The organism is Pseudomonas sp. LS1212, from assembly GCF_024741815.1.
GTDB lineage: Bacteria > Pseudomonadota > Gammaproteobacteria > Pseudomonadales > Pseudomonadaceae > Aquipseudomonas.
The window spans coordinates 527,080-551,533 of the sequence record NZ_CP102951.1 but is presented as its reverse complement, the minus strand read 5'-3'; the positions used below and the strand labels follow the sequence as shown (position 1 = coordinate 551,533).

18 protein-coding genes, 2 tRNA genes and 1 pseudogene are annotated in these 24,454 nt (G+C 58.7%); 4 read left to right on the top strand and 17 right to left on the bottom strand.

Annotated elements, in window-relative coordinates; genetic code table 11:
• Positions 1-183: 183 nt before the first annotated feature.
• Both NVV94_RS02510 and NVV94_RS02505 read left to right on the top strand, forming a co-directional pair.
• Positions 184-270: transfer RNA gene (locus NVV94_RS02510), tRNA-Leu, on the top strand.
• Between the two features lie 112 nt (positions 271-382).
• Positions 383-469 (top strand) — tRNA-Leu (locus NVV94_RS02505).
• An 85-nt stretch (positions 470-554) separates the two neighbouring features.
• Here the strand turns inward: NVV94_RS02505 and NVV94_RS02500 are convergent.
• From NVV94_RS02500 to NVV94_RS02475, 6 genes are all read right to left on the bottom strand, one after another.
• Positions 555-1,871 (bottom strand): TolC family outer membrane protein, encoded by a 1,317-nt coding sequence (locus NVV94_RS02500; RefSeq protein WP_258445686.1) that lies wholly within the window; start codon positions 1,869-1,871, stop codon positions 555-557.
• Positions 1,868-3,949 (bottom strand): peptidase domain-containing ABC transporter, encoded by a 2,082-nt coding sequence (locus NVV94_RS02495; protein WP_258445685.1) that lies wholly within the window; start codon positions 3,947-3,949, stop codon positions 1,868-1,870. The genes NVV94_RS02500 and NVV94_RS02495 overlap by 4 nt, the downstream gene beginning before the upstream one ends.
• Before the next feature lie 33 nt (positions 3,950-3,982).
• A complete protein-coding gene (locus tag NVV94_RS02490; protein ID WP_258445684.1) occupies positions 3,983-5,137 on the bottom strand; it encodes a cupin domain-containing protein in 1,155 nt (384 codons plus the stop codon).
• 385 nt (positions 5,138-5,522) lie between these two features.
• Positions 5,523-6,742, bottom strand: a protein-coding gene (locus NVV94_RS02485; RefSeq protein WP_408733446.1) for an IS3 family transposase whose coding sequence is annotated in 2 segments (ribosomal slippage) — positions 5,523-6,397 and positions 6,397-6,742 — 1,221 coding nt in all. Because the reading frame shifts where the segments join, the coding sequence is not laid out codon by codon here.
• 98 nt (positions 6,743-6,840) lie between these two features.
• A complete protein-coding gene (locus tag NVV94_RS02480) occupies positions 6,841-7,284 on the bottom strand; it encodes a hypothetical protein (protein WP_258445682.1) in 444 nt (147 codons plus the stop codon).
• A gap of 351 nt (positions 7,285-7,635) precedes the next feature.
• Positions 7,636-8,754 (bottom strand): HlyD family secretion protein, encoded by a 1,119-nt coding sequence (locus NVV94_RS02475; protein WP_258445681.1) that lies wholly within the window; start codon positions 8,752-8,754, stop codon positions 7,636-7,638.
• Positions 8,755-8,883: 129 nt separating this feature from the next.
• On the opposite strand from NVV94_RS02475, the gene NVV94_RS02470 reads away from it, so the two are divergent.
• Positions 8,884-9,909, top strand: a complete 1,026-nt coding sequence (locus NVV94_RS02470) for an extracellular solute-binding protein (protein WP_258445680.1) — start codon at positions 8,884-8,886, stop codon at positions 9,907-9,909.
• Positions 9,909-11,477, top strand: a complete 1,569-nt coding sequence (locus tag NVV94_RS02465; protein ID WP_258445679.1) for an iron ABC transporter permease — start codon at positions 9,909-9,911, stop codon at positions 11,475-11,477. Before NVV94_RS02470 ends, NVV94_RS02465 begins: the two co-directional genes overlap by 1 nt.
• Here the strand turns inward: NVV94_RS02465 and NVV94_RS26780 are convergent, their stop codons facing one another.
• The 11 genes and pseudogenes from NVV94_RS26780 to NVV94_RS02415 form a co-directional block, all read right to left on the bottom strand.
• Positions 11,478-12,182 (bottom strand): methyl-accepting chemotaxis protein, encoded by a 705-nt coding sequence (locus tag NVV94_RS26780; RefSeq protein WP_408733474.1) that lies wholly within the window; start codon positions 12,180-12,182, stop codon positions 11,478-11,480.
• A 201-nt stretch (positions 12,183-12,383) separates the two neighbouring features.
• A pseudogene (locus NVV94_RS26775) lies at positions 12,384-12,596 on the bottom strand (methyl-accepting chemotaxis protein); the annotation flags it as partial.
• 954 nt (positions 12,597-13,550) lie between these two features.
• Positions 13,551-14,843, bottom strand: a complete 1,293-nt coding sequence (locus NVV94_RS02455; RefSeq protein WP_258445677.1) for an adenylosuccinate synthase — start codon at positions 14,841-14,843, stop codon at positions 13,551-13,553.
• 55 nt (positions 14,844-14,898) lie between these two features.
• Entirely contained in the window at positions 14,899-16,086 is a 1,188-nt protein-coding gene (locus tag NVV94_RS02450) for an ATP phosphoribosyltransferase regulatory subunit (RefSeq protein WP_258445676.1), read from the bottom strand.
• Between the two features lie 279 nt (positions 16,087-16,365).
• Positions 16,366-17,235 carry a protease modulator HflC gene (hflC, locus tag NVV94_RS02445; protein ID WP_258445675.1) on the bottom strand — a complete coding sequence of 290 codons (870 nt, stop codon included), beginning with the start codon at positions 17,233-17,235 and terminating at the stop codon, positions 16,366-16,368.
• The gene (gene hflK, locus NVV94_RS02440) at positions 17,235-18,395 is read right to left on the bottom strand and encodes an FtsH protease activity modulator HflK (RefSeq protein WP_258445674.1); all 1,161 of its coding nucleotides are present in this window, start codon (positions 18,393-18,395) and stop codon (positions 17,235-17,237) included. Before hflK ends, hflC begins: the two co-directional genes overlap by 1 nt.
• 96 nt (positions 18,396-18,491) lie before the next feature.
• Positions 18,492-19,793, bottom strand: coding sequence for a ribosome rescue GTPase HflX (hflX, locus tag NVV94_RS02435; RefSeq protein ID WP_258445673.1), 1,302 nt, complete (start codon positions 19,791-19,793; stop codon positions 18,492-18,494).
• A 12-nt stretch (positions 19,794-19,805) separates the two neighbouring features.
• A complete protein-coding gene (hfq, locus tag NVV94_RS02430) occupies positions 19,806-20,066 on the bottom strand; it encodes an RNA chaperone Hfq (protein WP_010221594.1) in 261 nt (86 codons plus the stop codon).
• Between the two features lie 97 nt (positions 20,067-20,163).
• On the bottom strand, positions 20,164-21,135 hold the full coding sequence (gene miaA, locus NVV94_RS02425; protein WP_258445672.1) for a tRNA (adenosine(37)-N6)-dimethylallyltransferase MiaA: 972 nt from the start codon (positions 21,133-21,135) through the stop codon (positions 20,164-20,166).
• A 2-nt stretch (positions 21,136-21,137) separates the two neighbouring features.
• Complete coding sequence (gene mutL, locus NVV94_RS02420; protein ID WP_258445671.1) at positions 21,138-23,033, bottom strand: DNA mismatch repair endonuclease MutL; 1,896 nt, start codon at positions 23,031-23,033, stop codon at positions 21,138-21,140.
• Positions 23,030-24,454 carry an N-acetylmuramoyl-L-alanine amidase gene (locus NVV94_RS02415; RefSeq protein WP_258445670.1) on the bottom strand — a complete coding sequence of 475 codons (1,425 nt, stop codon included), beginning with the start codon at positions 24,452-24,454 and terminating at the stop codon, positions 23,030-23,032. Before NVV94_RS02415 ends, mutL begins: the two co-directional genes overlap by 4 nt.

Here is a 24,454-nt window from a genome sequence, read left to right as displayed (position 1 = left end):
CAAACCCTGCCCTGGCGGCCGGAATTAGGCCTAGGGATCAACGACTTGGATTTTTTCAGTTTTTTTCCGGAAGGGGGCTTTACAGAGCAAAGGCCCCTCCGTATAGTGCGCCCCACAACGACGGCGACGCTGTTGTAGTTGAGAAGCGGCACGATGTGAAGCATCATGTAGCCTCGACGATTTGCCCAGATGGTGAAATTGGTAGACACGCCAGCTTCAGGTGCTGGTGACCTTACGGTCGTGGAAGTTCGAGTCTTCTTCTGGGCACCAATTCAAAGTTCTAGAGCTTACAACAGGCTCTGGGATTTAACAAAAACCACGAGGTGGTTTTTGAGTTAGACAGGCTGGCGGTACGCAGCTTAGATTCATGCTTCAACGTTTTGCCCAGATGGTGAAATTGGTAGACACGCCAGCTTCAGGTGCTGGTGACCTTACGGTCGTGGAAGTTCGAGTCTTCTTCTGGGCACCAATTCAAGATCCACAGCCTGCTACAGGTTATGGAGCTCTCAGAAACCCGCGAAAGCGGGTTTTTGCGTTTCTGGGTGGTGGTTTTCCTAAGCTTGCTCATCCAAGAGGAGGTTGACCTCGACAAGGTCCTCTTCGCTTAGCGCACCAACCGCTGCCTTCAGACGTAACTTGGCCAACAGCGTGTCATACCGGGCACTGGACAGGCGCTGAAGCGTATCGCTGTATTGGCTTTGCATTTCCAGTACATCCCTTCCTATCCGCACACCAATCTTGTAGCCGAGCCGGTTGGCGGCAAGCGCCGACTCAGCGGATATTTTCGCAGCCTCCAATGCCCTCACCTGCCCAACTCCATCGATAACCCCCGCCCAAGCCTCACGCGCAAGCAATGCCGCAGCCCCCTTCGCATCCTCAAGCTCGTATTCGGCCTTGGCTGCCAGCGCCTTGGCTTTGCGCACAGCAGCGCTTGTCCCACCGCCTGCGTAGAGCGGCATGCTCATGCGCAAACCGATGGTGGCAGTGGTGCCTCGCTCGGTACCTACACTGGGGTTTTGCTGCATGCTTTTACTGGCAACAAGATCAAGAGAAGGCAGATGCTCGGCCTTGCGACTTCGAACTTCATTTCTCGCTATATCCAACAGCACTTCCTGTGCCTGCACCTCAAGGCTGTTGCGTTCTGCAGACGTTACCCAGTCATTGGCATCTGCAGGCTGCGGCAGGACCATGCCCACCCCGCCGGTCAATCCGCGCAGCTCACCAACTGGTGACCCCGTGATTCGGCTCAATTCATGGCGGGCCAGGCCAGCCTTGCTTCGGGCTACGATAATTCGCGCAGAAACAAGATCGAGACTGGCCTGCGCCTCGTGAACATCAGTAATACTGACGTTGCCTAACTCGAAATGCTTTTTCGCTCCGGCCAACTGCTCGGCATCAACTTCACGCAGCCGACTCAGCACATCCAACACCTCTTTTGTGATCAGGACATCGAAATAGGCCTTCGCCACACGCAATATCAGCGCCTGAGCAGCAATGCCAAGCTGCAACCGTGCAAACGCCTTTTGTTGTTTCCCCTGTTGATAATGGACCCAGCTCTGCCAGCGAAAAACGGGCTGCCTGAGCTGGACCCCATAGCTGCGACTCTGCCGTCGATGCTCAAGACTACCGCCAAATGTCTCGTACTGGGCTTGACTCCAATTGCTTTGAGCATCCAGAGAAAGATTCGGCAGCAGCCCTGCGAGCCCCAGTATCGACTCCTCGTCCCCTGCCTGGCTTAGCGCCCGAGCAGCTAAAAATTGAGCATCGTGCTCCAGCGCATCACGGTAATGCTTCAAAAGGTTATCTGCTTGCGCAGACTCCAGCAGACCTATGATGGCCAAGGCCGCACAAGACGACTTGAACCACTTCATAGCGGTTGATCCAGGCGAACATCTTCAACAACCGCGCCCTTCTCCAGACAAATCAGTCGTTTTGCCAGTGCGACCGTTTCTCGACGATGGGCAATGGCGATACGAGTGACTGCCATCTGATGCAAAGCTTCCACAACATGCTGCTCGCTATGGATATCAAGGTGACTGGTGGCTTCGTCCAGAGCCAGAATTTTCGGCTGGCGGTATAACGCCCGCGCCAATAGCACACGTTGTTTCTCCCCACCCGAAAGACCACTGCCCATTTCAGCCACCAGCGTCTGATAGCCCATGGGCATGCGAACAATGGCCTTGTGAATATTGGCCTGCCGCGCTGCTTCCTCTACACGATCCTGGTTCGCCTCTGGATCGAAGCATGCAATGTTTTCTGACAAAGAGCCTGCCAGCAGTTGATCCTCCTGCATGACTGCCCCAACCAGACTGCGTAACGCCTGCAGCCCTAATTGCCTAAGGGGTACGCCGCCGACGAGAATCTCCCCCTCAGTTGGACCGAGCATGCCAAGCATGAGCTTGAACAGGGTCGTTTTCCCACATCCTGATCGCCCCACGATAGCAACGGAGTCTCCCGCCTCGATGACAAACGACAGGTTGCGCAGAACCCAGGGTTCACCCTCGGCATAACGGTACGACACACCCCTGAATTCGATTCGCGGTTCGAGACGACTCAAGTCGGTTTCCACAAGGCTTTGCGGCTCAACCTGCTCCAGGGCAATATCAGCCAGGCGCTCGGCATGCAGTGAAAGCATGCGGATCTCAACACCAAGATCGATCAGCTTGCTCGCACGGCCAGTGAACTGGCTTTTATAGGCAATGAAAGCCAGCAACATGCCAAGCGACATCGCACCTTCCAAAACAGTCTTCCCACCGGCATAGAGTAAAAAAATCCCCTCCAGACCGAAGATCAAGGTGTTGAGGCTGGCGAAGGCCAACAGCATTTTCTGAGTCGTCACATCCCGGTTCTGCACATCCACAACCAGGTTTTGCCATGTCGCCAGACGCAATGAAGTGACGTTGAAAAGCTTGAGCGGAAGAACGGCGCGGATCGTCTCCAGAAAGTAAGAATTCTCTCTGGCAGCCAAGACAATCCGTTCCTCCGAAGCACTGCGTAAGGGTTTGTAAAAGACCACCCGCAGCATGGCATACAACGTCAAAGCAACGAGTACGATCCCGGCCAAAGTAGCGCTGTAGAGCAGCATCATGCCCAGGGTAATCATCACTACCAGTCCATCAAGTACCGCAGTGATCGCGCCATTGGTCAACACATTGCGAATGGCGCCCAGCGACTGAAAGCGCGCTGTGATATCTCCGAGCTGACGCTTCTCAAAAAAGGGCCAAGGCAGACGCAACAGATGATTGAACAGGTTCCTCGACCACTGCAGCATTAATTGCTGATTCAAGCGCAGTGCCATCCAGCCCTGCGCCATGCGCAAGATGAAGTCGATTGCCATCAACAGGCACCCACCCAGCACCGCCAACAAAAGCAGATCGTAGTCAGCCGAGACCAACGCAACATCGACTATCCACTGGGTAACCTGGGGCACCAACAAGGCAACAAGCTCAAGCGCAAGGGCCAGCACGAAAATATTGCCCAATGCCCGCTTGAAGCCTGTCATCCGCCCGGTCAGCTCACTTAATCGTAATCGCGCTTTTTTCTGCTGTGCCGGTCGGAATGCGATATTGGGGCTCAACTCGAGCGCTACACCAGTGAAATGTCCAGAAACCTCATTCAGCGTCAGCTTCCGACGACCTACTGCTGGATCGAGGATGTACAACCATTGACCGCGCACCCGCTCCAACACAACGAAGTGGTTCATGTCCCAATGCAGAATGCATGGCATGTGGAGCTTCGGCATTTCCTCCAATTCAAGGCGCAGTGGTCGACAGGAAAACTCCAGGCTTTGTGCGTATCGCATCAACTGAGACATATTGCTGCCCTTGATTGAAATCGAGAACCGCCTGCGCAGACTCATCAAATCGTGGTGTAGACCATGGAAGCCTGCCACCATGACCAAACAAGCCAAACCACACTCCGAGCTTTCAGCTTGTAGCGTTACTCTCATGAAATCGATTATTCCTGAAACTGCGCTGAGCGGTCAGTAGTGAGTCAGTTCTAGAACATCCTGGCGGCACAGTTCGGTAACTAGTTGTCGCAGCTTGACGGAGTCCGTCTCGGGAAACTTTGTAATCAAGGTTGCAAGGCTTATACGAGGATGTTTCGCAATACACCGAATCAACTGCACCCCCTGATTATCTAGATTCAACTTTGTGCCATTAGCAATGATGTACCTATCAGAAACGGCGAGCGGTTTGCTGGCACACAAACGGATGCCTGCATGATCAGGAACAGAACTGCAATTCGGATTACCCAATACTTCCATCGCTAGTGCGGAATCGACGCGAGTCGAACCAACAAATTCGTCCATGAAGCGATGGTAGTTTCCCGGATCCGTAATATAGCCATTGAGACACTTCGCTACCGCGATTATTTTTTTCCGATCTTCCTCCCAACCACCAAAGGTTTGTCGCGCCTCCACGAACTCCGGCATTTGCCTGAATACCCAACTCAAATATTCCATTGCATGAGCAGGAAACGTCCCCACAGCCAAATGAAACGTCGCCTCCCCTAGCGGCAACGGGTTATGCCACCAACCCAGGGGCAAATAGAAAATATCTCCTGCCTCCAGTATGAAGTCCATATACGGCGTTGCAGGACAGGGATACTGTTGCTCATAGTCTTTACTCTGCTGCGTATACAGCGGAAATGCCAGCGAGGGCTCGTAAACAATCCATCGCTTTCGCCCGATCAATTGAATTGCGAATACGTCGCGGGTATCCCAGTGGCAACGGAATGAGTCTTTACTACCGAAAGCCACATAAGCACTGCTGATGACTTGCCTACCGGTAAACTCGGCAATCTGCCGTGCATATCGATCGACCAATGGCTCGTTTTTTATTTTGTTGGCGATCAACGTAGCCCCATTTTTCAGGTAGTCGTAGACTACAGGCTTGAGGAGTCTATGCCGGAGAGTACCTACATCCAAATAGCTTTCAGTGTATTTATGCTTGGGAAGAACCCCACCCAACGAAAGCTTGAAGTCGTGGGAAACTACGTCACTCCGCGCAACAATCTCATTCACATCTCGCCAAGAAAAACACGCCACGGAAAGAGCTTTCTTTAACAGCAGCGGCTTTTTCTCTTGGTATTGTGAAAAAAAATCAGACGAAGAAATACCAAAGGAAATACTCATTGACAACCCCAAACAGCATGACACTCCATAACCCCCTCCCCAAGCCAAACTTAATCTTTATAAAATCAATTCAGTGATAATCACAACCTGAATAATCGGTACCAGCTTTGTCATAAGCCTCTGACGCACCGTACCCTCCTAACCCAGCCCCTATTGCTCCACCAAGATACTGACCTGCGGCTCTGCCTGCGCCTGCTCCGACAGCTGTTCCAAGTGGGCCTCCAAGCGACCCGATCATTCCTCCCACAAAAGCACCCGCAACTCCTCCTGCAGCCTTACCCGCAGAAGCTCCTAGGGCTCCTCCCACTCCTGCGGCTGCAGCTTGTCCCGCGCTACCGTCACCACCACTGGACTTGCCCCTAAAAAACCGGACACCAACTCCCCGTTAAATTGATGCTGCGGCCAAGCGCCTGAACTCCCTCGGCGAGCGATATTTCAGGGCGCTGTGCGGATGCTCCTCGTTGTAATGCTCGAAGGCAATGGCCAGGTTGCGTAGCGCCGTTTCTCGATCCGGCTTGGGCATGTGCGCCACGTAATCACGCTTGATCGTCTTCACGAAGCTCTCAGCCATGCCGTTGCTCTGCGGGCTGCGTACTGGCGTGGTCACCGGTTGCAAACCGATCTGCCGAGCAAACAGGCGCGTCTGTTCGGCGGTATAGGCCGAACCGTTATCGCTTAGCCATTGCACCGGCGTGGCGGGCAGTTGGTCGCCAAAGCGCTTTTCCACGCTCTCCAGCATCAAGTCACGGATATCATCACCGCTGTATCCCGTTGGACTGGCGACCCAGCCGATGGCTTCGCGATCACAGCAGTCCAGGGCGAAGGTCACGCTCAGTTTGGCGCCGTCCTCGCAACGAAACTCAAAGCCGTCCGAGCACCAACGCGTATCACTGGTTTTCACGGCAATACGGCCTTCGTGTCGACGTGGCACGCCGGGCTGTTTGAGTCGACGCTCAAGCAGCAGATTGTGATCACGCATGACCCGGTAAACCCGCTTCGCGTTGATCGCGGGCAGCAACTGGGTTTCACGTACGCGACGCAGTAATCCCCAGACACGACGGTAGCCATAGCTGGGCAGCTCGCTGACCTGTTGCTGGATTTCAACCACCAGTTCAGCGTCGTCCACGGGCCTGTTTCGCCGTACCTTGGGCAAGGCTGATTGCTTGATTCGAACCGTTAATTGCGAGCGCGCCACACCGAGACATTCGCTGACCAGCTTCACTGGTCGTCCCCCGGCAACAAGGGTGAGTGCGCAATCCATTTTCGCGAGCGGGCGATCTCCACGGCCTCTTTGAGGATTTCTGCTTCCATCGTTTTCTTGCCCAGCATCCGTTGCAGTTCACGGATCTGCTTGAGCGCATCGCTCAGCTCCGAGGCAGGCACCACGGCTTCGCCAGCACTGACCGCCGACAAGCTGCCGTCCTGGTACAGCTTGCGCCAGAGGAACAGCTGGTTGGCATTGATGCCGTTACGCCGAGCCACCACCGAAACGCTTTGCCCTGGCTCAAGACTCTCGCGAACCATGGCCAGTTTTTGCTCTGGGCTCCAGCGGCGCCGCCGCTCCTGGCCCAAAAGCTCCCCACTCTTATCGTTGCTGTTAGTCATAAACATAACCGTTTGCCTATCCCTTATCGTAAGGGGGAAACAGTGTCCTGTCTTTCATGGGGCTCGTTCAACCACCTACAACACAAAGCTCTCTAACATCAAGCTCTCTCATTACGATCTCCTTGAAAAATAGTATTCACAGCAGCATACACAACAATAAACCCCGAGCCGAACAACAATACTCCAAATGCTGTTGCTGTCTTCATAGCCTTATTATCATTTTGAATATAGTCAGAAAAAAACCAGCCACCCAGCATCAACACCAATGAACCCACCCCACCAAAAAGCGTCTTAAATTTTACGATTGGATACTTCCTAAAACCTTCTTCTTCCAACTCTTTCATTGCAGTCGAAACAGAATGTGCCGCTAACAAAAAAAACACCCCAACGGAAAATGCGAGCACCTCATCCAAGAACCTAAAACTTTCGACGGACAACCCTGTTCGCTGACTAAAAATTACAAAAAGGAAAGCAAGACCCGTCCCCCAACCAGACACTACAAGCAGCTTATTACTAAAAATCCTCTCTAACTTCACATTCATATACCCCCCTTAAAAATTCAATTTAGGCCACCGCCACAACAAAACCGCAACTATCATGCACCCTACAAACAGAAGACCACACAAGGAAAATCCTTATACAAAAGCGAAAGACAAGAAGCTCGCAGCAGAGTTGCTTATTACCCGACAGATATCTCCGCCATGCTGCAATCTACCCACGCATCTCAACGCTTCCCGACCACCGAATAAATCGGCTCCAACACCCACTCATAAAGACGCCGCGTGTCTTGTTCAACATCAGCCTCAATTAACATACCGGACTGCAAGGGTTGCCTCCGGCCATAGACCAACACATCCTGATCTTCAAGTGCGACCGTGACTCGATAATAGAGCTCAGTTGAGGCCCCGGTAACCCCGATGGCGCTGACAACATGGAGAGGCAGTTCTGAAGCCGCATAAGGACTTTTCGTAAGACCGACTACCTCCCCCACGCCCCATACCAAATTTTTGGTACGGGTACGCCGCATAGCGCAACAGCACAGGCTGACCAGCTTCGATAAAACCCACCCGACGAGAGTCGAAATAGATATGAGCGGACAAGATCGCTCCGTGCGGAATCAAGCTAGCAATCAACGTACCGGCGGCGACATGCTGACCGCGCTGCACGCTCACGCCAGTAACAAGGCCGTCAAAGGGTGACACGACAACTTGCTCGCTACGGACGTCGCTTTCAACCTGCTCCTGCCTGACGAGCGCAATGCCTCTATCGACTTCGGATATCTCTGATTGATGTCGTAGCAGCATGTCCTGTCGTTGCGCCAACAACTCTGTACGCTCGCGATTAAGGCTGTTTCGAGCACGTTGAATACTCTGTTGCTGCCCCTTGATCGTAAGCTGCTCCGCTTCGGCCTGCTGGAGTTGGGCGATGGAAATGAATCCTGCCCTCACCAGTTCCTGCTGGCGCTCCAGGTGGGCTTGCGCCAATGCTGTACGGCGCTTCAGAAGGCGAATTTCTTCCTGGAACTGGCGCAACTCCTCGGAAATAACCGCCAGACGGCTGTCGGCCATGCGCACCTGCCCAGCGAGCCGGTCATCTGCAAGAGCACGATTACGTTCCATCAGTAGCAAGCGTTGGTTGAGCTGTTCGGATATGAGCTTCTGGGTTCCACCTGCAATAGATAGGCGCTCACCGGAAATGATGAAAAGCACCTCCCCAGCTTTAACCTGCTGCCCTTCGACAACCTTTACGTCAGTGAGCAATCCCGTACTGCTCGCAGTCAGGCGCAGCATGCCGTTCTCGGGCACCAGCAAGCCGTTGACGGTGGCCTTACGTGTGTAGGTTCCAAAATAGCCAAATGCCAATATCAGCAGAATTAAAACACCTGCCAACGCAGTAGCCACTCGGTAGCCCCAGGGCTGGTGGATCAGTACGTGGCCCATGCCTTGTTGCCGACTGAAAGAAATCACTTCGGTACGAAACAGCGAAGTGTTTTCGCCTGACAGATCAGCCATCGCTGTGGCCTTCCTTCGGGATTAGAAACGATAGCCTGCTCATTAATTTTCCCTCGCAAGCGCACTTGAGAAACAATATCGTTTATTATTGTTTCCAGATTTGTCGTGCGTCTGTAAGGAAAATTGCGAATGTTGATCCGAAAAAACCTGCTTTCGAGCAGCCTGTTTCGCGGCCTGGCCATTTCAGTTCTAGGCGTGGTACTGGCAGCTCCGGTCGTTCAGGCCGCCGACCCGGTATCCATCACCCTCTACAACGGCCAACACAAGGAAATCGGCGTCGCCATCGCCAAGGCCTTTGAAGCCAAGACCGGCATTTACGTCAATGTGCGCAAGGGCAGCAGCAATCAGCTGGCCAGCCAGGTGATCGAGGAAGGTGACCGCTCCCCGGCTGACGTGATCTATACCGAAGAGTCGCCGCCACTGAACAATCTCGGCGAACTGGGGCTGCTGGCCAAGATCGACGATGCCACCCTGCAGGTACTGCCCAAGGATTATGTCGCCGCCAACGGCTCCTGGATGGGCGTGACTGCGCGCACCCGCGTCGTCGCTTACAACCCTAAGCTGATCGACGAGAAAGACCTGCCCAAGTCGGTAATGGATTTCGCCCAGCCCGAGTGGCAAGGCAAGGTCGGTTTCGTGCCGACCAGTAGCGCGTTTCAGGAGCAGGCCGTGGCCATTATCAAGCTCAATGGCCGCGATGCCGCCGAAGAGTGGCTGACGAATTTGCGGGCATTCGGCAAGACGTACACAAACAATATGGTGGCGCTCAAGGCTGTGGAAAACGGTGAAGTCGCTACAGTGCTGGTGAACAACTACTACTGGTATGCCTTGAAGAAAGAGAAAGGCCAGCTCGACTCGCGCCTTTACTACCTGGCCGATGGTGACGTCGGTGGCCTGGTTACCATTTCCAGCGCCGCTGCGCTGAAATCCAGCAAGCATCCCAAGGAAGCGCAGCAGTTGTTGGCTTACATGGCCAGCGAAGAAGGCCAACGCGTGATCACTCAGACCACCGCCGAATATCCCCTGCACCAGGGCATGGAGTCCGACCAGGGCCTCAAGCCTTTCAATGAGCTGCGCCCACCGAAGATCACCCCGGCAGACATCGGCAACGCCGAAGAAGCACTGGAGCTGGAACGTGAAGTTGGCTTGATCTGATGACCGCTCAGGCTTGCACCTCCAACCTTGCGGGTGGCTTTGTGCCGCGCCGCAAACGGCCTTCGATCTGGGTGGTATTACCGGTATTGCTGCTGGTCGGCCTCAGCTTGCTGCCGCTGCTGTATGTCGGGCTCAAGGCCTGGCAAGCGGGGTGGCATGAGGCACTGAAACTGCTCTGGCGCCCTTACGTGCTGGGCTTGATGAGTAACACGCTGCTGCTGATGGCCGCGGTCACGGTGGCCTGTGCGCTCATCGGCCTGTCGCTGGCCTGGCTGCTGGAACGCAGCGACTTGCCAGGGCGCAAGGCCTGGGGCGTGGTGTTGTGCCTGCCTTTCGCGGTGCCGGCCTTTGTCAGCGGGTTCAGCTGGGTTTCATTGAGCCCGCAGTTCGAAGGCCTCGGCGGTGCGATCCTGGTCATGACGCTGTCCAAGTACCCGTTGGTGTTTCTGCCGGTGGCCGCGACCTTGCGCAACCTCGATATTTCCCTGGAGGAGTCGGCTCGCACCCTGGGGCAGAACCGCTGGGGCATATTCTTCAAGGTCACCCTGCCCTTGCTCTGGCCTTCGATACTGGGCGGCAGCTTGTTGATTGCGCTGCACATGCTGGTGGAGTTCGGCGCGCTGTCGATTCTCGGCCTGCAGACCTTCACCACGGCGATCTATCAGCAGTTCGAACTGGAGTTCAGTAACGCCAACGCGGCCATGCTCTCGGCGGTGCTGCTGTTCATGTGCCTGTTGCTGCTGGGGCTGGAATTGAAAGTACGCGGGACCGCACGGCACATTCGCATCGGCCAGGGCGTGGAACGGCGCGCACCACCGATACGACTCGGGGCCTGGAAATGGCCGGGGCAATTGTATTGCCTGGCGCTCGCGCTCATCGGCAGCGGAGTTCCCCTGGGAATGCTGGTCTACTGGCTGTGCGTGGGCTCATCGGCAGCCTTTCCGGTTGCCGAGATCAGCAAGGCGTTGCTCTCTTCGCTGTCGCTCGCGCTTGGCGGCGCAGCCTTGAGCCTGGCCCTGGCGCTACCGGTTGGCCTGCTGGTGGTGCGTTACAAAGGCCGCCTGGCGATCTGGGCCGAGCGCCTGCCGTATCTGCTGCATGCCTTGCCAGGGCTGGTGATCGCGCTGACGTTGGTTTACTTCGCGCTGCACTATGTGCCTGCGTTGTACCAGACGTCTGCCTTGCTATTGCTGGCTTACGCGCTGCTGTTCCTGCCGCTGGCCCAGGCGCCGGTACGCACGGCATTGCATAAGGCCGCACCACAGCTGGAAGAAGCTGCACGCACCCTCGGCGCATCATCCTTCAGTGCCTTTTGCCGGGTGACCCTGCCGATCATTTTCCCGGCAATGGCGGCGGCATTCGCCCTGGTCTTTCTCGACGCGATAAAGGAGCTGACCGCGACACTGCTGCTCAGCCCAACCGGCATGACCACGCTGGCAACAGAAGTCTGGGCGCATACCGCCAACGTCGAGTTCGCGGCAGCAGCGCCTTATGCGGCGCTGCTGATCCTGATCTCCGGCCTGCCGGTTTACCTGCTGACCACGCGGATGTATCTGAACCGCGCCTGATCAGGCGCGGAACTGGCCCAGGCTGGCCTTGAGCTGGGCCGCCAGGCCATCGAGCACCTTGCTGCTGGCGGTGGTTTCCAGCACCGCCTGGGCCGCTCGCTCGGCCTGGGCATGAATCGTCTCGACCCGCCCCCTGACTGCCTGGGCGCCCCGCGCCTGGTGCTCGGCTGCGCGGGTAGCCAGGCCAATGGCTGCATGCACCTGTTCGACCGATGACTGTACTGTGTGCTGCAACCGAGCGCTGTCGCGCAGCACCAGCAAGCCTTCATTGGCCTGGCGACCGGCCTGGCTGATCGCTGCCACCGCCTCGCGAGCACCCTGCTGCAGTGCGCCGATATGCGCCTGGATATCACCCGTGGAGCTCTGGGTCTTGCTCGCCAACGCACGCACCTCGTCGGCCACCACGGCAAAGCCACGGCCGGTTTCCCCGGCGCGCGCCGCTTCGATGGCGGCGTTGAGCGCCAGCAGGTTGGTCTGTTCGGCGATCCCATGAATCACCGTCAGCACGACTTCGATCTGCTCACTTTGCTCGGCCAGCCGCTCGATGACTTTGGAGCCGGTTTGTACCTGCCCTGCCAGGGCTTCGATCAGGTTGCCGACCTGGGCCGAGGTCCGGGAGTTTTCGTCGGTTGCCTGACGGATATCCACTACCTGCTTGAGGGCAGCCTGCATGGCCTGGCTTTCCGCCTGCGCCTCATCGGCCATGGTCGAAAGCGCCCGCAGGCTGGCAGCAACTTCATCGCGCTGCATTTCGGCTGCCGCATCGGCGCCAGCGTTACGTTGCGCCATTGCGCCGATCTCGACACCGGTACGCTGCGCCACATCGCCGGCCTCACGAACGATCGGCTGCAGCTTGTCGACGAAGCGGTTGACCGCAGCGGCCATCTCGCCGATTTCGTCTTTGCTGTTGAGCGCGACGCGCTTGGTCAGGTCGCCTTCGCCGGCCGCCAGATCGTTCAGCGCCGCAATCAGCAGGTGCAGCCTGTTGACGACACGCCGGCCGAGCACTACCGCCAGCACCAGCAGGACACCCGCGCCCACCAGCGCCAGGCCGAGGCCGATGCGCCAACGAAGGGTCGCCGCCGCTTCCTGGACGGTATGGGTGGTATTGGCCTGCATTGCCGATGCGCTGGACTGGGCCGTCCCCAGCCTTGCCTGCAATGCCTTGGAGCTATCGGCCGCCGCAGCGCCCAGGCTGTCGGCCACCAGTTGGTCGCCGCTGGCAATCAAGGCGGTGAAGCGCTGGTCGAGCGCTTTGAGCTCTTGTTCTACGGAAGCTGTCGAGACGCCCATCAAGACCTTGCCGATTTCGACGCCATTGGGATTGATCGAGGCCTCGACGTAATACACCGAGGCATCGTTCCTGGCGGCGTTGAGCACCTTGTCCAGTGCGCGCTCGCCGCTACCCTTGGCCAAAAGGGCCTGGTTGATCGGGTTTTCCCGATTCAAATAGCGGGTCAGGTGCTGGCCCTGGGCGTCGTCATAGACCACGAACAGGACATTGGGATTGCGCTGAGCCCGCCGGGCGAATTCCGACAGGGTCGGCACGTCGTTGTCCCACATGGCGCGCGGCGCCACCGAGGCAAGCAACTGCGCCATATCATTGGCGGAATCTTTCAGGTTTTTTTCAAGGGTAGCGCGCAGTTGCCCCTGCTCGGCCTCGAGCCGGGTCGAAAGACCGCTGGTCAAACGCTGCCGCGTACTGCTCGAAAGGTTGTCGAGGCTCGACGTCACTTCACGCCCCGCCTGCTCGAGTTCAGCGGACAACTTCTGGCTATCGACGCCCAGCCGCTGGCCCAGATCGGCCTCCAGCGCAGTCACCGTGCTGCGCGTAAGTGCGACCGCCACCAGCACTTGCACCAACAGAGCGATACCAAGAGCAACAAACACTGGCCGCAACAAGCGGCTTCGTAACAGCGAGAGAACGGCCGACACTGGAGAATCCTCTACTTCAGGCGCCATTAAATTGATGGCTCACCGGGAGCGAGATTTACAGCAAAGGTCGTGCCGTTCAGCAGGCAGAAACGACAAAGGGCCCCCGAAGGAGCCCTTTGCTTGAACATCAATTACTTATCAGGCGAACGGATGACGCAGCACGATGGTTTCGTTGCGATCCGGGCCGGTGGAGATGATGTCGATCGGCGCGCCGACCAACTCTTCCACGCGCTTGATGTAATTGCGTGCAGCGACCGGCAGCTCTTCCAGGGTCTTGGCGCCCAGGGTCGACTCGGTCCAGCCCGGCATTTCTTCGTACACAGGCTCCAGGCCGATGTAGCTGTCGGCGTCGGTCGGTGCGTCGATGACTGCGCCGTCCTGGTTCTTGTAGCCAACGCAGATGCGGATGGTTTCCAGACCGTCGAGCACGTCCAACTTGGTCAGGCACAGGCCCGAGATGCTGTTGATTTCGATGGCGCGACGCAGGATCACGGCATCGAACCAGCCGCAACGACGGGCACGGCCGGTGGTAGCACCGAATTCGTGACCACGCTTGGCCAGGAAGGCACCGACGTCATCGAACAGTTCGGTCGGGAATGGACCCGAGCCAACACGGGTGGTGTAAGCCTTGGTGATGCCGAGGATGTAATCCAGGTACATCGGGCCAAAACCCGAACCGGTAGCGATGCCGCCAGCGGTGGTGTTGGAGCTGGTGACGTACGGGTAGGTACCGTGGTCGATGTCCAGCAGCGAGCCCTGGGCACCTTCGAACATGATGTCTTTACCATCGCGACGCAGGTTATGCAGTTCGGCGGTGACGTCGAGCATCATCGGCTTGAGCAGCTCGGCGTATTCCATGCACTCGTCGAGTGTCTTCTGGAAGTCGATGGCCGGCTCTTTGTAGTAATTGACCAGCACGAAGTTGTGGTAGTCGAGCAGCTCGCCCAGCTTGGCGGCGAAACGCTCACGGTGGAACAGGTCACCGATGCGCAGGCCACGACGTGCAACCTTGTCTTCGTAAGCCGGGCCGATACCACGGCCAGTGGTGCCGATCTTGTGCTCGCCACGGGCCTTTTCACGGGCCTGGTCCAGCGCAACGTGATAGGACAGGATCAGCGGGCAGGACGGGCTGATACGCAGGCGCTCGCGCACCGGTACGCCTTTCTCTTCCAGCTTGATGATTTCCCGCAGCAGGGCGTCAGGTGCAACCACCACGCCATTGCCGATCAAGCACTGCACGCCTTCGCGCAGCACGCCCGATGGAATCAGGTGCAAAACGGTTTTTTCGCCGTCGATCACCAGGGTGTGGCCAGCGTTGTGGCCACCTTGGTAGCGCACTACGGCGGCAGCATGTTCGGTCAGCAGATCAACGATCTTGCCTTTGCCCTCATCACCCCATTGGGTGCCCAGGACTACGACATTCTTACCCATAACACTTGTCCTCATTCGCGCAAACTTGGCGCCGGCCGCAAGCCGGCGGGAAAACTCAGGAAGCCAGCGGCAGTACCTGCCAAAGCCCGTTCTGCTGAATCAATTGCCGGTCGCAGTCCGCCTCATGGGCGGCGGTCATCGGCTGCCCAGGCAGAGCCTGAACCACACGCTGACCTTCACTGCGCAACTGGCAGACCAACTGCCAGAGTGCCGCATCCGTACTGTCGGGCATCCAGATCCCGCCAGACGGCAATACGACCTCGGCACGCCCCAGTGTGACCAGGGTCTTCAAATCCGTGGAGAAGCCCGTGGCCGGTCGCGCACGACCGAAATCGGCACCGATGTCGTCATAGCGACCGCCCTGGGCGATCGACTGGCCGACACCCGGCACGAATACCGCAAAGACCACGCCAGTGTGGTAGTGATAACCGCGCAACTCACCCAGGTCGAAATACAGCGGCAGCTCCGGGAACCGCGTGGCCAGCCGTTCGGCGATGGCCACCAGGTCGTCCAGGGCAGCCAGGACCGGTGCCGGTGCATTGGCCAGGGTCACGCGCGCGACTTCCAGCACTTCACGGCCACCGCACAACTCAACCAATGCCCGCAGCATGCGCGCCAGGTCATCCGGCAGACCCGTGGTCAGCTCGATGACTTCATCGATTGCCTTGCGCTGCAGGGCATCGAACAGCTGTTGCTCGACCTCGCCGGACAGGCCGGCAGCACGGGCCAGGCCGCGATAGATGCCGACATGCCCCAGGTCCATGTGCACATCCGGCACTTCGGCCAGTTGCAACATCGCCAACATCAGGCTGATGACCTCGACGTCGCTGACCGGGCTGGCATCGCCGTACAGCTCGGCACCCAGCTGGATCGGGCTGCGCGAGGACGACAGCGCCCGCGGCTGCGCATGCAGCACGCTACCGGCATAGCACAACCGGCTCGGGCCTTCACGGCGCAGGGTATGCGCGTCGATACGGGCCACTTGCGGCGTGATGTCGGCGCGGAACCCCATTTGCCGACCCGACTGCGGATCGATCACCTTGAAGGTGCGCAGATCCAGGTCCTGGCCGGCACCGGTCAGCAGCGACTCCAGGTATTCGATATGCGGGGTGACGACGAACTCGTAGCCCCAGCTCTGGAACAGGTCCAACACCTGACGACGTGCTACTTCGATGCGCGCCGCTTCCGGCGGCAATACTTCTTCGATGCCATCTGGCAGCAGCCAGCGGTCTACCGTTGCCATTACGCCATTCCCCTATGATCCGGGCGGCCAGCCTTCGGGCGAGCCTTGAGTAAAGCAGATACTGGCAGCCAGTCATTGGCGGTCACTGTCGGACCACCGTGCCTGGAAGGCCAATATCCTCGCAATCCTGATGAGATCTCTACACATGCATGGCCACAAATTGGCCAATCGATCTTGCAGACGCAAAAAAGCCGGGAATTTCCCGGCTGCCGCATCATACACTCGTTTTCTGCAAGGATCACCCCGCCAGGCGGTTTAACCGCCCGGCGGAATGCATCCTCAAGGCTTGAATTTATCCATGAAGCGGAAAAATTCGCTGCTTGGGTCCAGCACCAACACATCACTCTTGTTGGCAAAGCTTTCACGGTAGGCGCGCAGGCTGCGGTAGAACGCATAGAACTCCTGGTCCTGACCATAGGCTTTGGCATAGATGGCCGCCGCCTGAGCATCGCCATCACCGCGTGTTTCTTCGGATACCCGATAAGCCTCGGCCAGCAGAACGCGACGCTGACGGTCGGCATCGGCACGGATACCTTCGGCCAGCTCGTTACCCTTGGCCCGGTGCTCGCGCGCTTCACGCTCACGCTCGGTACTCATCCGCTCGAACACACTGCGGTTGACTTCCTTGGGCAGGTCGATGGACTTGACCCGGACATCGACGACTTCGATACCCAGCTCGTTGTTGGCCATACGGTTGAGCGATGCCGTGATGTCAGCCATCAATGCGTCACGCTCGCCCGATACCACTTCGTGCAGGGTGCGTTTACCGAACTGGTCACGCAGGCCCGACTCCAGGCGACGCGACAGACGCTCGTCGGCAATCTGCTTGAGGCCGGACGTCGCGGTGTAGAAACGCTCGGCATCCTTCACCCGCCATTTGGCAAAGGCGTCGACCATAACGGCTTTCTTTTCCAGGGTCAGGAAGCGCTGGGTCGGTGCATCCAGGGTCATCAGACGCGCGTCGAACTTACGCACCTTGTTCACATAGGGCACTTTCACATGCAAGCCTGGCTGGACATCGGTCTGGACCACACGACCGAATTGCAGCAGTACCGCACGTTCGGTCTGAGAGACGATGTAGAAGCTGTTCCATGCCACGACCGCCAGCACCACGCCAACGATCAGGGCGATCAGCGATTTATTGCTCATCAGCGACTCTCCCTTGAACGCAACTCACGCTGCTGCTGTTGCACGTCTGCGGCTGCGCGAGCCCCCGCATCGCTGGCAGGCACGGTTGCCGAGGTTACCGGTGCACCGCTGCGAACTCCCTCGACCATCTTGTCCAGCGGCAGGTAAAGCAGGTTGTTCTGCCCTTCCTTGCCCGCCACCAGCACCTTGCTGGTGTTGCTGTAGACTTCCTGCATGGTGTCCAGGTACAGGCGCTGGCGAGTGACTTCCGGTGCCTTGCGGTACTCGGCGACCAGCTTGGTAAAGCGGTCGGCTTCACCCTTGGCCCGCGAGATCACTTCGTCACGATAACCGTTGGCGTCTTCGAGAATCCGCTGGGCCTGACCACGGGCTTCAGGCACGACGCCGTTGGCATAGGTTTCGGCCTGGTTACGCGCACGCTGTTCGTCTTCACGAGCACGGATCACGTCATCGAAGGCTTCCTGGACTTCACGCGGTGCTGCTGCGCTCTGTACGTTCACCTGGGTTACGGTGATACCGGTGCGATAGGTATCGAGGAAGCGTTGCAGCCGCTCCTTGATTTCGCTGGCCATGAGTTCACGACCCTCGGTCAGTACCTGGTCCATGGCGGTGGAACCCACCACATGGCGCAATGCACTGTCGGTCGCGTGCTGCAGGCTGACTTCCGGCTGGTCGACGTTCAGCACGAAGTCCTGCAGGTTGGTGATCTTGTATTGGACGGTCAGCGGCACTTCGACGATGTTCTCGTCTTCGGTCAGCATCTGGCCCTGCTTGGTGTAGGCACGCTCACGCGTGACGTTTTCCATGTACTTGCGATCGATCGGCGGGAAATAGATGTTCAGACCTGCCCCTACCGTTTCGTAGTATTTGCCGAAGCGCAGCACGACGGCCTGCTCCTGCTCGTCCACGACGTACACGGCGCTGTACAGCCAGATAGCCGCCAGCACAGCCAGCCCGATTCCGAGCAAGCCAAGCCCGCCGCCCTTGCCGGGGCTTGCATTACCACTGCGTTTCTTCCCGCTACCGAACAACCCATTCAGGCTTTCCTGCAGCTTGCGGAAGGCCTCGTCGAGATCCGGTGGCCCTTTCTTGTCGCCGCCACGGCGTCCACCCCAAGGGTCCTGATTATTCGAGTTGCCACCCGGCTCATTCCAAGCCATAGCGCTCTCCATCTGATAAAGCAAAGACGCACCAACGGCGCGCCGACCAATGCTACAGAATGCCTGTCACAGCAGCACAACCGCTTTGTCAGGCTTTTATTGCAAAGTGTGTTGCTCGATGAATTCCAGCGGCTTCATCCCTTCACGGCTCACCAGGCGATTCAACTCCACGCGTGGCAAGCGCACCGCCAACAGGCAGTCGCCGTCGTCGTCGTGCTCTTCGCTCTGAACAGCCCCCAATGCGAAGAACTGCGCACGCAGTCGAGCAAATCGTTGCGGCAAGCGCAAGGTGCCTACGAACAGATCATCCCCGAGAAGCTCGGCCACCGCCTGAGACAGCAAGTCCAGCCCCCGCCCGTCCTGCGCCGAGACCCAGACCCGTTGCGGCTTGCCATCGGCATCGCGCTGAATCTGTGGCTCGACACCTTCAAGCAGGTCGAGTTTGTTATAGACCTCAAGTATCGGCAAGTCCTGCGCCCCGATTTCGCCAAGCACCGCCATGACTTGCTCGATCTGAGCCATGCGCTCGGGTTCGTGGGCGTCGATTACATGCAGCAGCAGGTCCGAGTTGCTCGACTCTTCGAGGGTCGCCCGAAACGCCTCCACCAATTTGTGCGGCAGGTGCCGGATGAATCCTACCGTATCGGCCAGCACGATGGGCCCCACGTCGTCGAGCTCGAGCCGGCGCAGGGTCGGGTCGAGGGTGGCGAAGAGCTGGTTGGCCGCGAAAACATCGGACTGAGTCAGGTTATTGAACAGGGTCGACTTGCCGGCGTTGGTATAGCCCACGAGTGAAACCGAAGGTATATCGGCGCGCTTGCGCCCACGCCTGGCATTCTCGCGCTGGCTGCGCACCTTCTCCAGACGGGCCTTGATCTGCCGCAGGCGCACCCGCAACAGACGCCGGTCGGTTTCGAGCTGGGTTTCACCCGGGCCACGCAGACCGATACCGCCCTTCTGCCGCTCAAGGTGGGTCCAGCCGCGAACCAGGCGCGTACTCATATACTCGAGCTGGGCCAGTTCGACCTGCAGCTTGCCTTCATGGGTGCGCGCGCGTTGCGCGAAGATATCCAGGATCAAGCCGGTACGGTCGATCACGCGACACTCGAACGCACGCTCGAGGTTACGCTCCTGGCTGGGTGTTAGGGTGTAGTTGAAAATCACCAGATCTACCTGTTCGGCTTTGACCAGATCGCGCAACTCCTCGACCTTGCCGCTGCCAATCAGGTATTTGGCGGTAGGCTGCTGCCGCGATATGTTCACGAACGCGACTGTATCGGCGCCGGCCGACTCAGCCAGCTCCTGAAACTCCTGCGGGTCTTCGCGCGCCTCAGGGTCCTGACCATCCAAGTGAACGAGAATGGCTCGTTCACCACCACCGTGGCGCTCAAAGAACAAAGCAGACTCCTATCAGGCGTTACCTGGTTCAGCGTCGCCCTGCTCGGATTCGGTTGCGCTAGGCAGACGGATCGGACGCACTGGGACAACGGTGGAGATGGCGTGTTTATAAACCATCTGGCTGACGGTGTTTTTCAGCAGGATCACGAACTGGTCGAAAGATTCGATCGTGCCTTGCAGCTTGATGCCGTTGACCAGATAGATCGATACCCCAACTTTCTCTTTCCGCAAAGTATTCAAGTAAGGGTCTTGTAGCGAATGCCCTTTTGACATATGCCGCACTCCTGTAAGGATCAATAAAAAAATAAATGTAGAAAATCTGATGGCTCAGGCCGCCCCACCCCCAAGGATAGACGGCGATTGCAAGGACTCAGCTCAATATGGAGACCGATCCGAGGTATTTCAAGGTGCGCGGCAGATTGTCGCAAGCCAGGCTATCCAACCAGTGCAGATCAGCCCAACTACGCAACCAGGTGAATTGCCGCTTCGCCAACTGGCGAGTGGCAATGATGCCGCGTTCCTGCATTTCAAATGACGTCATCTTGCCATCAAGGTAATCCCAGACCTGGCGATACCCTACTGCACGTATAGACGGCAACCCCGCATGCAAGTCACTTCTGGCACGCAGCAATCGGACCTCGTCAACGAAGCCCTGTTCCAACATTTGTTCAAATCGCAGAGCAATTCGATCATGTAACACCCGACGATCCGCCGGAGCAATCGCGATGTTTGCAACAGTATAGGGCAATTGAGCCTGTCCGGACGCGGCTGCGACGGTACTTTGCGCAGATTGTCGCTCACGATGTGAGGTCATGCTCAAACCGCTGACCCGATAAACCTCCAGCGCGCGAATCAGGCGCTGAGGATCATTGGGGTGTATACGCGCGGCAGAAACCGGATCGACTGCTGCCAATTGTTCGTGCAGGGCCTGCCAGCCGTGGCGCACGGCTTCGGCTTCAAGCTCGGCGCGCACTTGCGGGTCGGCCGGGGGCATATCGGCCAAGCCTTCGAGCAACGCCTTGAAATACAACATCGTGCCACCCACCAGCAAGGGAATATTCCCCCGCGCAGTGATTTCAGCCATGGCCGCCAGGGCGTCGGCACGAAATTCGGCGGCAGAATAGCTCTGGGCCGGGTCGAGAATATCTATCAGACGATGCGGGTGCGCGGCCAATACTTCCTTTGAAGGCTTGGCGGTACCGATGTCCATGCCGCGATAGACCAGGGCCGAATCGACGCTGATCAACTCGCAGGGCAGGACCTTGGTCAATTCTATGGCCAGGTCGGTCTTGCCGGCGGCCGTCGGCCCCATCAGGAATATCGCCGGGGGAAGAGCACTCATGATCAACGACCGCGCAAGAAGAGTTTGTCCAGGTCGTCCAACCCCATCTGGGTCCAGGTCGGGCGGCCATGGTTGCATTGGCCACTGCGCTCGGTATTTTCCATGTCGCGCAGCAGGCCGTTCATTTCCGGCACGGCCAGGCGCCGATTGGCACGGATCGCGCCGTGACAGGCCATGGTCCCGAGCAGCTCATTCAAATGTGCCTGAATGCGATCGCTGGTCCCATATTCCATCAAGTCTGCCAGCACATCATGCACCAGCCGGTTGGCTTCGGCCTGCTTGAGCAATGCCGGGATCTGCCGAATTGCCAGGCTTTCAGGGCCCAGGCGCTGCAGTTCGAAGCCCAGGCGCTGGAACCACACGGCATGTTCTTCGGCGCAATCGGCCTCGCGCTGGCTGACCGCAATCGACTCCGGCACCAGCAGCGGCTGGCCGCTCAGGCCTTCACTGGCCATGGCGACCTTCAGCCGCTCGTACATGATCCGCTCGTGAGCGGCGTGCATGTCCACCAGTACCAGCCCCTGGGCGTTCTCCGCAAGAATGTAGATCCCCTTGAGCTGGGCCAGGGCGTAGCCCAGCGGTGGAATATCGCCCTGGCTGTCCGGCAAGGCGCTGGGAGCGGCACTCGGCAATGGTGCGAAGAACTCCCGGTATACGCTTTGAGTTTCAGCCGCCGGCAAGGGCTGCGCCGGACGTGGCGAGTACTGGTATTGATAGCCCGCCCCGGCACCGCCGCCCGCCGCCCGCGCCGCAGGCTCGGCCTGGGGCTGTTCGAGCAGGTGGGCAGCCAGGCGCATTTCGCCCTGGGGGCCGAACTCGCCGGCCTGCAAGCCGGTTGGGCGCACCACCTCGGGCGTCGCCGCTGCGGCCGGCAACTGATCTTCCGGCCGCACGTCGGCCAGGGCACGGTGCAGGGTGCCGTAGAGGAAATCATGCACCATGCGCCCGTCACGGAAACGCACTTCATGCTTGGTCGGGTGTACGTTGACGTCGACGCCGGTGGGGTCGACTTCGAGAAACAGCACAAAAGTCGGGTGCCGGCCGTTGAACAGCACATCGCGATACGCTTGGCGTACCGCGTGAGCTACCAGCTTGTCGCGCACCGCACGACCATTGACGAAGAAATATTGAAGGTCGGCCTGGCTACGCGAGAACGTCGGCAAGCCAACCCAGCCCCAGAGGTGCAGACCATTGCGCTCCACTTCGATCGGCAACGCCTGCTCAAGGAATCCCGGCCCACAGATCGACGCCACGCGCCGCGCACGGGCGGTATCGTCGTGGGCTTCATGCAGGCTGAGGACGCTTTTGCCGTTGTGGCGCAGATGAAAACCCACATCGAAACGGGCCAGCGCCAGCCGCCGGATCACTTCCTGGAGGTGGTCGAATTCGGTTTTCTCGGTCTTGAGGAACTTGCGCCGGGCCGGGGTATTGAAAAACAGGTCGCGGACCTCTACCGAGGTACCGACCGGGTGCGCCGCAGGCTGTACTCGCGGAGCCATGTCGCGGCCTTCGGTCTCGACCTGCCAGGCCTGGTCGGCCTCAGGCGTACGCGAAGTCAGGGTCAGGCGGGCCACGGAGCTGATGGAGGCCAGCGCCTCACCGCGAAAGCCCAGGCTCATGACCCGCTCGAGATCTTCCAGGTCGCGGATCTTGCTGGTCGCGTGACGGGCCAGTGCCAGCGGCAGATCGTCTGCCGGGATGCCACCGCCGTCGTCGCGTACGCGCAGCAGCTTGACACCGCCCTGCTCGACTTCAACGTCGATGCGCCGGGCGCCGGAGTCCAGGCTGTTCTCCAGCAGCTCCTTGATCACCGAAGCCGGGCGCTCGACCACTTCACCGGCGGCAATCTGGTTGGCCAGCCGCGGGCTGAGCAGCTCAATGCGTGCAGAGCCACTCATGGTTGTGCCGCCAGCGCAGTGCTGGGGACAACCAGGGCCTGGCCGACCTTCAGCTCATCGGTCTTCAAGTCATTGGCGCTGCGCAGGGTCGCGATACCCACCTGGTAGCGCACCGCGATCATTGCCAGGGTCTCGCCGGAACGCACTACGTGGTCGCGCGGGCCCTGAGCGATCTTGCCGTTGTCGCGCAGCCAGGCAATGTAGGTGCCCGGTGGCGGGTTTTGCTGGAAGAACTGGCGCACGCCGCTGTGAATCGAACGCGCCAGGGACTGTTGGTGACTGGCAGTAGCCAGCTTGGAGGCCTCGTTGGCATTGGAGATAAAGCCGGTTTCCACCAGGATCGACGGGATATCCGGCGATTTCAGCACCATGAACCCGGCCTGTTCCACGCGCCGCTTGTGCAGCGGCGTGACCCGGCCAATGTTGGTCAGGACCTTCTGCCCGACGTTCAGGCTCGACGTCAGCGAAGCTGTCATCGACAAGTCCAGCAGGACGCCCGCGAGCATGCGGTCCTTGTCGTCCAGGCTGACGTTGCCCGCGCCGCCGATCAAGTCGGAGCGGTTTTCACTGTCGGCCAACCAGCGCGCCGTCTCCGACGTTGCGCCACGATCGGACAGGGCGAACACCGAGGCGCCGAAGGCCGCCGTGGACGGTGCCGCGTCGGCATGGATCGAGATAAACAGGTCGGCGCCTTTCTTGCGGGCGATTTCGGTACGTTTGCGCAACGGGATGAAGTAGTCGCCGGTACGAGTCAACTCGGCCCGGAAGCCCTTCTCTGTGTTGATCTGGCGCTGCAATTCCTTGGCGATGGCCAGGACGACGTCTTTTTCATGCTGGCCGCGCGAGCCTGACGCACCCGGGTCTTCGCCGCCGTGGCCGGCGTCGATGGCAATCACGATGTCACGCTTGCCGTTAGGCACTGGGGTGAGCTTGATCGCCGGTTGCGCCGGGGTCACTGGAACTGCAGGCGCGGTCGCCACAGTCGGGGTCGGTGGTGGTGGCGACGCATCGGCCTCCTGGTCATAGAGATCGACCACCAGACGGTTGCCATACTGCTGGTTCGGCGCCAGGATAAAGCTCTTGGGCGTGACCGACTTGTTCAGGTCGACCACCACCCGCAAATCGGTAGGCGTGCGCTGGGCGGAGCGCACGCTGGTGATCGGGGTATTGGAGGTCGAGACCTGCAAGGGCGCCGCCAGGGTCGCGCCATTGATGTCGATCACCAGACGATCCGGGGATGTGAGGGTGAAAACACTGTGCTGCACCGGGCCCGAAAGGTCGAACACCAGGCGTGTGTTATCCGGTGCTCGCCACAAACGCACGCTCTTGACTTGCGTAACGGCCAAAGCATCAACGGCCACTGCCGTAAGCAGCAATCCTACGACAGCAACCAGTGCGCGAACGCGCATACCTATCCCCAT